9 protein-coding genes and 1 pseudogene are annotated in these 10,320 nt (G+C 65.5%); 3 read left to right on the top strand and 7 right to left on the bottom strand.

Annotated features, from left to right (window positions below; all coding sequences use genetic code 11):
* The 5 genes and pseudogenes from AC07PU_RS41940 to AC07PU_RS41920 form a co-directional block, all read right to left on the bottom strand.
* A pseudogene (locus tag AC07PU_RS41940) lies at window positions 1–183 on the bottom strand (hypothetical protein); the annotation flags it as partial.
* Between the two features lie 142 nt (window positions 184–325).
* The gene (locus AC07PU_RS41935) at window positions 326–1,618 is read right to left on the bottom strand and encodes a replication-associated recombination protein A (protein WP_495323618.1); all 1,293 of its coding nucleotides are present in this window, start codon (window positions 1,616–1,618) and stop codon (window positions 326–328) included.
* Window positions 1,619–1,645: 27 nt separating this feature from the next.
* On the bottom strand, window positions 1,646–2,284 hold the full coding sequence (gene lolA, locus AC07PU_RS41930; RefSeq protein WP_093355712.1) for an outer membrane lipoprotein periplasmic chaperone LolA: 639 nt from the start codon (window positions 2,282–2,284) through the stop codon (window positions 1,646–1,648).
* A gap of 155 nt (window positions 2,285–2,439) precedes the next feature.
* On the bottom strand, window positions 2,440–4,872 hold the full coding sequence (locus AC07PU_RS41925; RefSeq protein WP_495323617.1) for a DNA translocase FtsK: 2,433 nt from the start codon (window positions 4,870–4,872) through the stop codon (window positions 2,440–2,442).
* A gap of 135 nt (window positions 4,873–5,007) precedes the next feature.
* Window positions 5,008–5,682 carry a Crp/Fnr family transcriptional regulator gene (locus AC07PU_RS41920; protein ID WP_057595021.1) on the bottom strand — a complete coding sequence of 225 codons (675 nt, stop codon included), beginning with the start codon at window positions 5,680–5,682 and terminating at the stop codon, window positions 5,008–5,010.
* Window positions 5,683–5,870: 188 nt separating this feature from the next.
* Here AC07PU_RS41920 and trxB point away from each other — a divergent pair, with 188 nt between their 5' ends.
* From trxB to rpmG, 3 genes are all read left to right on the top strand, one after another.
* On the top strand, window positions 5,871–6,830 hold the full coding sequence (trxB, locus tag AC07PU_RS41915; protein ID WP_057595022.1) for a thioredoxin-disulfide reductase: 960 nt from the start codon (window positions 5,871–5,873) through the stop codon (window positions 6,828–6,830).
* Window positions 6,831–7,077: 247 nt separating this feature from the next.
* Entirely contained in the window at window positions 7,078–7,311 is a 234-nt protein-coding gene (rpmB, locus tag AC07PU_RS41910; RefSeq protein WP_028251282.1) for a 50S ribosomal protein L28, read from the top strand.
* Window positions 7,312–7,322: 11 nt separating this feature from the next.
* Window positions 7,323–7,496 carry a 50S ribosomal protein L33 gene (gene rpmG / locus AC07PU_RS41905; RefSeq protein WP_007830291.1) on the top strand — a complete coding sequence of 58 codons (174 nt, stop codon included), beginning with the start codon at window positions 7,323–7,325 and terminating at the stop codon, window positions 7,494–7,496.
* 202 nt (window positions 7,497–7,698) lie between these two features.
* On the opposite strand, the gene AC07PU_RS41900 is transcribed toward rpmG, so the two are convergent.
* Both AC07PU_RS41900 and AC07PU_RS41895 read right to left on the bottom strand, forming a co-directional pair.
* Window positions 7,699–8,913: a DesA family fatty acid desaturase gene (locus AC07PU_RS41900; protein WP_093355718.1), complete on the bottom strand. Its 1,215-nt coding sequence runs from the start codon at window positions 8,911–8,913 to the stop codon at window positions 7,699–7,701.
* 133 nt (window positions 8,914–9,046) lie between these two features.
* A complete protein-coding gene (locus AC07PU_RS41895; protein WP_495323616.1) occupies window positions 9,047–10,318 on the bottom strand; it encodes an RsmB/NOP family class I SAM-dependent RNA methyltransferase in 1,272 nt (423 codons plus the stop codon).
* Window positions 10,319–10,320 lie beyond the last annotated feature (2 nt).

Here is a 10,320-nt window from a genome sequence, read left to right as displayed (position 1 = left end):
CACCATGGTGTAGCCCAAGGCTATCAAGGCATACATGCTGCCGAGAACCAGACCGTTGATGATCTGCTGCAGCAAAATGTCCATAAAGAAGATTCCTCTGTGTTGCACCGTTGCGGGGTGCCATTCACCCACCGTGGCACCGGTTTGGCGCCTTGGCTTGACAAGCAAAAAACCAGCCAGCATGTGGTGGCCGCCGATTTAGTGGGCGGGATTGTAGTCACGGGCCAGCGCCTATTTGGTGCGCATCGACGGGGGTTTACCCGCTGACGTCATGCGCTTTGCGCTTGTATCCATGCACGTCTTGCGTGCATGCCGCAAGGGCGTATCAGTCGCCCTGTTCAGCGTTTCGGCGCCGCAGTTCGCGCAGCTTCTCGCCGATGCGGATCTCGAGTCCGCGATCGACCGGTTCGTAGAAGACCTGGCCCTGCAGGCCGTCGGGCAGGTACTGCTCGCCGGCCGCGAAACCGCCCTCCTCGTCGTGCGCGTAGCGGTAGCCCTTGCCGTAGTCGAGCTCCTTCATGAGCTTGGTCGGGGCATTGCGCAGATGCATGGGCACGGGCCGCGTGCTGTCCTTCTTGACCAGCGCGCGCACCGCGTTGTAGGCCGTGTAGACCGCGTTCGACTTGGGCGCCATCGCGAGGTAGACCACGCACTGGGCCAGCGCGAGTTCGCCCTCGGGCGTGCCCAGGCGCTCGTAGACCTCGGCCGCGTCGAGCGCGAGCCGCAGCGCGCGCGGGTCGGCCAGGCCGATGTCCTCGCTCGCCATGCGCACCAGCCGGCGCGCCATGTAGCGCGGGTCGGCGCCGCCGTCGAGCATGCGCACGAACCAGTAGAGCGCGGCATCGGGGTCGCTGCCGCGCACGGATTTGTGCAGCGCGCTGATGGTGTCGTAGAACTGCTCGCCGCCCTTGTCGTAGCGCCGCATGCGCTCGCCGAGCACGCGCATCAGCCATTCGTCGCCGATGGTCTCGAGCTTCTCGGCGCGTGCCGCGACGGCCAGCGTCTCGAGCGTGTTGAGCAGCCGGCGTGCATCGCCGTCGGCGTAGGCGATCAGGCGATCGAGCGCGGCGTCCTCGATGGCGGGCAGTGCGTTGATGGCCTGCGCCTTCGCGACGATCTGCTTGAGGTCGGCTTCGCCCAGCGACTGCAGCACATAGACCGCGGCCCGCGAGAGCAGCGCCGAGTTGACCTCGAACGAAGGATTCTCTGTGGTGGCGCCGATGAAGGTGAAGAGGCCCGACTCGACGTGCGGCAGGAAGGCGTCCTGCTGGCTCTTGTTGAAGCGGTGCACTTCGTCGACGAAGACGATGGTGCGCCGCTGCTCGAGACCGTCGCGCGCCGCGGTCGCGCACTCGACCGCCTCGCGGATGTCCTTCACGCCGCCGAGCACCGCGCTGATGCTCAGGAACTGCGCATCGAAGGCATCGGCCATCAGGCGCGCGATGGTGGTCTTGCCGGTACCTGGCGGGCCCCAGAGGATGCACGAATGCGGCTGGCCCGACTCGAAGGCGATGCGCAGCGCCATGCCAGGCCCGAGCAGGTGCTGCTGGCCGATGACTTCACCGAGCGTGCGCGGACGCAGGCGCTCGGCCAGGGGTTGATGCGAGCTGACGGCCAAGAGCGGGATGAGCGAGTGAGGGGTGGATTACTGCTTGACGACGTCCGCGCCGGTGGGCACCTTGAAGTCGAAGGTGGCGGCGGGCAGCGCGGGATTGACCTCGACCTTGCTGAACTTGAGCACCGAGCGCTGGCCGAAGCTGTCGAGGATCTCGAGCGCCGCGAGTGCATCGCCCTGGAAACCGACCTGCACGTTCTGCAACTGGCCGTCCTTGTTCTTCGGCGTGGCCTTGACCCATTGCAGGCCGTCGCGCTCCGGTCCTGCTTCGAGCGCGAAATCGGCCTGCAGCGCGCGCAGGTCGGGCGCGGCGGCGATCAGGGCCGCAGGCGTCGAACCCAGGGCCTGCGCCTGCGCACGCTGCGTGACCTGGTTGAGGTCGGCGTCGTAGAGCCACAGCGTCTTGCCGTCGGCCACGATGCTCTGCGCGAAGGGCTTCTTGTAGTCGAACTTGAAGCGGCCGGGCCGCTGGAATTCGAAGGTGCCGCTCGAGGTCTTGACGCGGCCGGCCTGGCCGTCGCGCGGCGGCGCGGTCACGGTCTGGGTGAAGTCGGCGCGGCCGGACTTGGCGGACTTGACGAAAGCCTCGAGGCTTTCCATGCCGCCGGCCCATGCATGGGCGCCGCACGCGAGGAGAAGGCCGGCGAGCAGCCAGGGACGAGTCTTCATTTTTTCAAACCTTCGAAGCTGAACACCGCATCGACCTTACCCCGGCGGCCATGGCCGCCCTTGTAGGGCTTGATGAAGATTTGCAATGGGCAGCGAGCTTGTGCAAGCCGTATCTCAACACGTAACGGAATGGCCGTGGGATCGCGTGGGAGCGCCTATTCGGCGCGCGCGGGCACGAGGATCTCGCGCTGGCCGCTGCCGCTCATGGCGCTCACGAGGCCGGCCTTCTCCATGTCCTCGACCAGCCGCGCCGCGCGGTTGTAGCCGATCTTCAGGTGGCGCTGCACCAGCGAGATGCTGGCCTTGCGGTTCTTGAGCACCACCTCGACCGCCTGGTCGTACATCGGGTCCTTCTCGCTGTCTCCACCGCCGCCGAGCAGGTCGCCGTCACCGTCGCCATCGACCGTGCCACCTTCGAGCACGCCCTCGATGTAGTCGGGCTCGCCCTGGCTCTTGAGATAGGCCACCACGCGATGCACTTCCTCGTCGCTCACGAAGGCGCCGTGCACGCGGATCGGCAGGCCGGTGCCGCTGGGCATGTAGAGCATGTCGCCCATGCCGAGCAGCGCCTCGGCGCCCATCTGGTCGAGGATGGTGCGGCTGTCGATCTTGCTCGAGACCTGGAACGCGATGCGGGTCGGGATGTTGGCCTTGATGAGGCCGGTGATCACGTCGACGCTGGGCCGCTGCGTGGCCAGGATCAGGTGGATGCCGGCGGCGCGCGCCTTCTGCGCGAGGCGGGCGATCAGCTCTTCGATCTTCTTGCCGACCACCATCATCAAGTCGGCCAGCTCGTCGATCACGACCACGATGTGCGGCTCGCGGCGCAGCGGTTCGGGATCGTCGGGCGTCAGACTGAAGGGGTTGTAGATGAACTCCTCGCGCGCCTTGGCCTCGTCGATCTTGGTGTTGTAGCCCGCGAGATTGCGCACGCCGAGCTTGCTCATGAGCTTGTAGCGGCGCTCCATCTCGGCCACGCACCAGTTGAGGCCGTGCGCGGCCTGGCGCATGTCGGTGACCACCGGCGCGAGCAGGTGCGGGATGCCTTCGTAGACCGACATTTCCAGCATCTTCGGGTCGATCATGAGCAGGCGCACGTCGCGCGCCTCGGCCTTGTAGAGCAGGCTCAGGATCATCGCGTTGATGCCCACCGACTTGCCCGAGCCGGTGGTACCGGCCACCAGCACGTGCGGCATCTTCGCGAGGTCGGCCACCACGGGGTTGCCGATGATGTCCTTGCCCAGGCCCATCGTGAGCATCGACTTGCCCTCGTTGTAGACCTGCGAGCCGAGGATCTCGCTGAGCTTGATCGACTGGCGCTTGGCGTTCGGCAGTTCGAGCGCCATGTAGTTCTTGCCCGGGATGGTCTCGACCACGCGGATCGACACCAGCGAGAGCGAGCGCGCGAGGTCCTTCGCGAGGTTGACGATCTGCGAGCCCTTGACGCCGGTGGCGGGCTCGATCTCGTAGCGCGTGATGACCGGGCCGGGCGAGGCGAGCACGACGCGCACCTCGACGCCGAAGTCCTTGAGCTTCTTCTCGATCATGCGCGAGGTCATCTCGAGCGTGTCGGCCGAGACGGTTTCCTGGCGGCTCTGGGCGGCATCGAGCAGGTCGACCTGCGGCAGCTTGTTGTCGGGCAACTCCTTGAACAGCGGCTTCTGGCGCTCCTTGGCGACGCGGTCGCTCTTGGGCACCTCGGTCATCGCGGGCTCGATCTGCACCGGCGGCGACGCGGGGCGGCGCTTGGCGCGCGGCTCGATGCGCAGGTCGTCCATGTCGGGCGCGGTGCCGGGTTGGTCGCCGTCGATCGAGGGTTCGATGGCGCCGCGCGGCACGTAGGCGGGTTCGTCGTCGACCTCGGCACGGCGCTCGCGCACGGCCTTCTTGCCCAGCGCGATGTCGGCGGCGACCTCGCGCTTCTCGCGCCGCGATTCGAACAGCGAATACACGCGCGCACCGATGCGCTCGGCGATCTGGCTCCAGGAGAAGCGGAACACCAGCGCCGAACCGATCACGCCGCCGGCGATGGCCACCAGCGCGGAACCGGTGAAGCCCATCCAGCGCACGCTCGCGGGACCGACCAGCAGGCCGATGGCGCCGCCGCCCGAGCCGGGCAGGTGCGATTCGAGCCGGTACAGGCGCGACCACTCGAGCATGGTGCTCGCACACAGCAGCAGCACGAGCCCGAACCAGAAGGCCAGGCGGCTGCGGTTGAAGCGGCCGCGCGGCGCCGGATCGCCCTGCGGACCGGTCTCGCCGCCGCGCATCCAGCTCGCGAGCGAGGACAGCCAGGCGCGCAGCCCGGCCGCCAGGCACCACCAGACCGAATAGCCGGCCAGGAAGTAGCTGCCGTCGGCCACCCAGGCGCCGATGCGGCCGCCCCAGTTCTTGATCTCGCCACCGGTGCCCGAGGTCGACCAGGCTGCATCGGAGGGCGTGAAGCTCAGCATGGCGAGCAGCCAGAACAACAGCGCCGCGAAACCGGCGATCAGGGTGATCTCGTGGGCGAAGCGCATGGCCCGCACACGCACGGGCGCACCTTCGCCGGCCGTGGAAGAGTGAAGCGTATTGAGCGAATAGGTCATGAAATACTGGCGGCCAGACCGGCAGCATGCGGGTCTGGCGGCACGAACACTACAACGAAAAGGGCCGCGGCTATTCTGCCGCGTCCACGGGCCGCGGCAGTTTCGCTCACACCTTCTTTCACGCCCCGTGCCGGCTCAGGCCAGCGACAGCAGGCGCTCCTTGACGATCATCGAGCCGTCCTCGAGGGTCTGCACGAAACCGCGCTCCTCGAGATCCTTCATCACACGGCTCACCATCTCGCGCGAGGCGCCGACCATCTTCGCGAGGTCCTGGCGCGAGATCTTCTCGCGCACCTTGAGGTTGCCGGCGCCATCGTCGACCGCGAACTCGAGCAGCGAGCGCGCGACGCGGCCGTAGACGTCCATCAGCGCGAGCGACTCGATCTTGCGGTCGGCATGGCGCAGGCGCTGCACCAGGCCGCGCATGATGTTGTAGGCCATCGAGGAGTTCTCGGGCAGGCAGCGCGCGAAGGCTTCGCGGCCCAGCATCAGCACGTCGCACTGGATCTCGGTGCGCACGGTGGCCGAGTGCGGCTCGTCGTCGATCAGGCTCATCTCGCCCAGATAGTCGCCGGGATGCAGCGTGGCCAGGATGACCTCGCGGCCGCGGCTGTCGGCGCTGGTCACGCGCGCCCGCCCCGTCAGGATGATGTAGAGCGCATCGGACTTCTTGCCCTGCTCGACCACGACCTCCGCGCGCTTGAAACGCTTCTTGATGATCGCATCCGCAATGCTTGCGGACTGCGAAGGAGTCAGCGACGCGAACAGCGGAACGCGCCGGAGCAATTCAAGGTTGGACAGCATCGACATTCATTCAATCCCTGGTACCGCGCGCTCCTGCGGTCGGGCCATCGGCGCGCCGATGGATTACTACAATCGCGCGCATTGAAAACACCGTGCACTCGGTGGTTGATCCGAGCGGCGATACTCCCCATGTATCGCTACCACCCTCAAAATGTACACGCTGAATCAGCGCAATTCCTAGGTTTTTACGCACCATGTCCGCTTCCCAACATGCCAAGGTTTTAATTCTGGGCTCAGGTCCCGCCGGTTATACGGCTGCCGTTTATGCGGCGCGTGCAAATCTTCAGCCTTTGCTGATTACCGGCATGGCACAGGGCGGGCAATTGATGACGACCACCGAGGTCGACAATTGGCCGGCCGATGTGCATGGCGTGCAGGGTCCCGACCTCATGCAGCGTTTTCTGGAGCATGCCGAGCGCTTCAAGACCCAGATCGTGTTCGACCACATCAACAAGGTCGACCTGAGCAAGCGCCCTTTCACGCTCACCGGTGACAGCGGCACCTACACCTGCGATGCGCTCGTGATCGCCACCGGCGCGTCGGCCAAGTACCTGGGCCTCGAATCCGAGCAGAAGTTCATGGGCCGTGGTGTTTCGGGTTGCGCCACCTGCGATGGGTTCTTCTATCGCGAGCAGGAAGTCTGCGTGATCGGCGGCGGAAATACCGCGGTCGAAGAAGCGCTTTATCTTTCGAATATCGCGAAAAAAGTAACGCTGGTGCATCGCCGCGACAAATTCCGCGCGGAACCAATCCTGATCGACAAGCTTCACGAAAAAGAAGCCGAAGGCAAAATCGAACTGAAAGTACACAATACGCTCGATGAAGTCCTGGGCGACGATTCCGGCGTGACCGGCATCCGCATCAAGAACACGCAGACCGGCGCGACCGAGCAGATCGACCTCAAGGGCTGCTTCATCGCGATCGGCCACCATCCGAACACGGACATCTTCCAGGGCCAGGTCGACATGAAGGACGGCTACATCGTCACGCGCTCGGGCCTGCAAGGCTTCGCCACCATGACCAGCGTGCCGGGCGTGTTCGCCGCCGGCGACGTGCAGGACCACATCTACCGCCAGGCCATCACCAGCGCCGGCACGGGCTGCATGGCCGCGCTCGATGCGCAGCGCTTCCTGGAGCAGGACGGCACGCTCTGAGCCGCCAGGCTCCTCGACGAGGCGGGCCCGGTGCCCGCCTTTTTCATGGGCCCGCCCCGGGCTTTGCTGCCGGGCCGCCAAAAGGGCTATAATCCGAGGCTTTGCCGAAATCGCGCCTCCTTTCCATGAAGGGTGGGCTCAGCGGCAATCCGGGGTACCGCCACCCGTTTCTGGCGAGGTCAAGCTGCAAAACACCCTCGGCCACTGCTGTCGAGCCGGTGCCAGCTGTTCAAGAAAGAGTGTCCTCATGGCACGCGTATGTGAAGTCACGGGCAAGGGCCCGATGGTGGGAAACAACGTTTCCCACGCCAACAACAAAACCAAGCGCCGGTTCCTGCCGAACCTGCAATACCGTCGTTTCTGGGTCGAAACGGAAAATCGCTGGGTTCGCCTGCGTGTTTCGAGCGCTGCCCTGCGCCTGATCGACAAGAACGGCATCGACGCCGTGCTCGCAGACCTGCGCGCACGCGGCCAAGCTTAAGGAGCTGAATCATGGCAACGAGCAAAGGCGGACGCGAAAAGATCAAGCTGGAATCCACCGCGGGTACCGGCCACTTCTACACGACCAGCAAGAACAAGAAGACGATGCCTGAAAAGATGTCGATCATGAAGTTCGACCCGAAGGCACGCAAGCACGTCGAATACAAGGAAATCAAGCTGAAGTAATTCAGTCTGAATTCTTTCTAAAAAGCCCGCAGCGCAAGCCGCGGGCTTTTTTATTTGCCCTGAATTTCGCCAGCGGAGCGAATTGCCGGGACGGGCCAAGCCATCCGATGAGCCCTGCAGATTCCCTCCCTACGGAAACATCGGGCACAAAAAAACCGGCCATCGGGCCGGCTTTTTGACAGGGGCCAAGCCCCGGCGGAGATCAGGCGCGCGCCGAGCGCAGCCGCGTCGAAAACTCGCGCAGGCCTGCGATGCCGCTGGCTTCCGCGCGATGGCACCAGGCCGCCAGATCGGCCGCCAGCTGCTCGCGCGAATGCGAGGTGTTGAGCCAGAGCTGGCGCAGCTCTTCGCGCATCGTCGCCATCTTGTCGAGCACCGGGTGGGCGGCACGGGCCTGCACCACGTGCGAGCGAGCCGATGCGGGCACCTTGTCGTCGTCGCGGTGCATCCAGCGCTTGGCAGCCTTCAGCACCGAGAGGTCGGCGCCCTTGCTCTTGAGCGCGGCGATTTCCTCTTGCGTGGCACGGCGCATTTCGCGCGCATAGCCGGCCATCACTTCGTAGCGATTGGCGATGACGGCCTCGAGCGTCTTCTCGTTGGCAACGGGCTGGATGTCGCCGATCTGCATCTTCGGCGGCACCTTCTTGACCTTGGCCCAGCCGATCTTCTGCATCATCTGGATGTAGATCCAGCCGATGTCGAACTCGTACTTCTTGACCGAGAACTTGGCCGAGGTCGGGTAGGTGTGGTGGTTGTTGTGCAGCTCCTCGCCGCCGATGATCAGGCCCCAGGGCATGATGTTGCGGCTGGCGTCGGGGGCCTCGAAGTTGCGGTAGCCCCAGTAGTGGCCGATGCCGTTGATGATGCCGGCGGCGGTGATCGGGATCCACAGCATCTGGACCGCCCACACGGCCATGCCGAGCGTGCCGAACAGCGCCAGGTTGATCACCAGCATCAGGCCCACGCCCTGCCAGCTGTAGCGCGAATACAGGTTGCGCTCGATCCAGTCGTCGGGCGTGCCGTGACCGTAGCGCTCCATCGTTTCCTTGTTCTTCGACTCCGCGCGGTAGAGCTCGGCGCCGCGCCAGAGCACTTCCTCGATGCCCTTGACCTGCGGGCTGTGCGGATCTTCCTCGCTCTCGCACTTGGCGTGGTGCTTGCGGTGGATCGCGACCCACTCCTTCGTCACCATGCCGGTGCCGAGCCAGAGCCAGAAGCGGAAGAAATGCGACGGGATCGGACCGAGGTCCATCGCCCGGTGCGTTTGCGTCCGGTGCAGGAAGATCGTCACGGCGGCGATCGTGATGTGCGTGGTGACGAGCGTGTACAGCACGATCTGCCACCAGGTGAGATCCCACAGGCCGTTTCCGAGCCAGTCGATGGCCGCGCTCAGGATGGCGGAGTCAGGAAGCAACATTGAGTCAGGTACTCCATAACCGCACGAAGGTGCGGCTTCTAGGTAACTCGCAATTTTAGGGCCGGGGGTCAGGAATCACTCACCTTTCACCCCATGGTTTGCGCAGATTTACCCTAACTTTGGAGCCCCGTACCTATTTGCGGTTCCACACGGCAGCAAAGAAACCGTCGGTGGCATGCAGATGGGGCCACAGGCGCAGGTAGCGCCGTCCGTCGGCGCCGCCCGCGGCCAGGCTGTCGCCCTGCTCCACCTTGAGGCCCTGCAGCAGTTCCGCCGCGTCCACGGGCACGAAATCGGGATTCGCGGCGCCGAAAGCCTCCGCGATGGCCTCGTTCTCCTCGGGCAGCACGCTGCAGGTGGCGTAGACCAGCCGCCCGCCCGACTTCACGAGCCGGGCCGCGCTCTGCAGGATCGCCGCCTGCTTCGCGGTCAGTTCCTCCACCGATTTGGCCGATTGGCGCCATTTCAGGTCCGGATTGCGCCGCAGCGTCCCGAGCCCCGAGCAGGGCGCATCGACCAAGACCCGGTCGATCTTGCCCGCGAGCCGCTTCACCCGATCGTCGCGCTCGTGCGCGATGGCGGCCGGATGCACGTTCGAGAGCTTGCTGCGCGCCAGCCGGGGCTTGAGCGCGTCGAGGCGGTGCGCCGAGGTGTCGAAGGCGTACAGCCGCCCGGTGTTGCGCATGCCCGCGCCGATCGCCAGCGTCTTGCCGCCGGCGCCCGCGCAGAAATCGACCACCATCTCGCCGCGCTTGGCGTCCAGCAGCAGCGCCAGCAGCTGCGAGCCCTCGTCCTGCACCTCGATGGCGCCGCGCACAAAGGCGTCGAGCTTGGTCAGCGCGGGCTTGCCTTCGAGGCGCAGGCCCCAGGGCGAATACGGCGTTGCTTCCGATTTGATAGCAACCTTGGCAAGCTCCGCCTTCACGTCGGCCCGCTTGTCATGCAGGGAATTGACGCGCAGGTCGAGCGGCGCCGGCTGCTGCAGGCTCTGGACCAGCGGCCAGAAGCCGTCGCCGAGCTGGCTCTTGAGCGGCGCCACCAGCCATTCGGGCAGGTTGTGGCGATGGCGCTCGAGCAGGTCGGCCTCGCTGACCGCGTCGCAGTTGTCGAGCCAGCGCTTCTCGGTGTCGTTGAGCGCGCTCTTGAGGAAGTCGCGCGGGCCGTGGAAGCCCAGGATCGCCATCCGGCGCTCCTTCGGGCCGCTGCCCGAGGGCGAGAGGTGATCGAACAGCAGCTTCTTGCGCAGCACGGTATAGACCGTCTCGGCCAGGGTGGCGCGCTCGCGCGGACCGAACTCGCGGTGGTCGCGAAAGAAGCGCGAAACCACCTGGTCGGCGGGGTGATCGAATTTCAGGACCAGGCCGACCAGATCGGCGGTGGCCTCCAACAGGGCTTTGGGGTGCATGC

The organism is Variovorax sp. GW821-FHT10D07, assembly GCF_059415325.1.
The sequence above is the reverse complement of the archived record's forward strand: the minus strand, read 5'-3'. Positions and strand labels throughout refer to the sequence as shown.

Excerpts from the sequence above, each read along its gene's own strand:
- lolA (WP_093355712.1), bottom strand. The coding sequence starts at position 2,284 with ATGAAGACTCGTCCCTGGCTGCTCGCCGGCCTTCTCCTCGCGTGCGGC.
- AC07PU_RS41925 (WP_495323617.1), bottom strand. The coding sequence starts at position 4,872 with ATGACCTATTCGCTCAATACGCTTCACTCTTCCACGGCCGGCGAAGGT.
- AC07PU_RS41920 (WP_057595021.1), bottom strand. The coding sequence starts at position 5,682 with ATGTCGATGCTGTCCAACCTTGAATTGCTCCGGCGCGTTCCGCTGTTC.
- trxB (WP_057595022.1), top strand. The coding sequence starts at position 5,871 with ATGTCCGCTTCCCAACATGCCAAGGTTTTAATTCTGGGCTCAGGTCCC.
- rpmB (WP_028251282.1), top strand. The coding sequence starts at position 7,078 with ATGGCACGCGTATGTGAAGTCACGGGCAAGGGCCCGATGGTGGGAAAC.
- rpmG (WP_007830291.1), top strand. The coding sequence starts at position 7,323 with ATGGCAACGAGCAAAGGCGGACGCGAAAAGATCAAGCTGGAATCCACC.
- AC07PU_RS41900 (WP_093355718.1), bottom strand. The coding sequence starts at position 8,913 with ATGTTGCTTCCTGACTCCGCCATCCTGAGCGCGGCCATCGACTGGCTC.
- AC07PU_RS41895 (WP_495323616.1), bottom strand. The coding sequence starts at position 10,318 with ATGCACCCCAAAGCCCTGTTGGAGGCCACCGCCGATCTGGTCGGCCTG.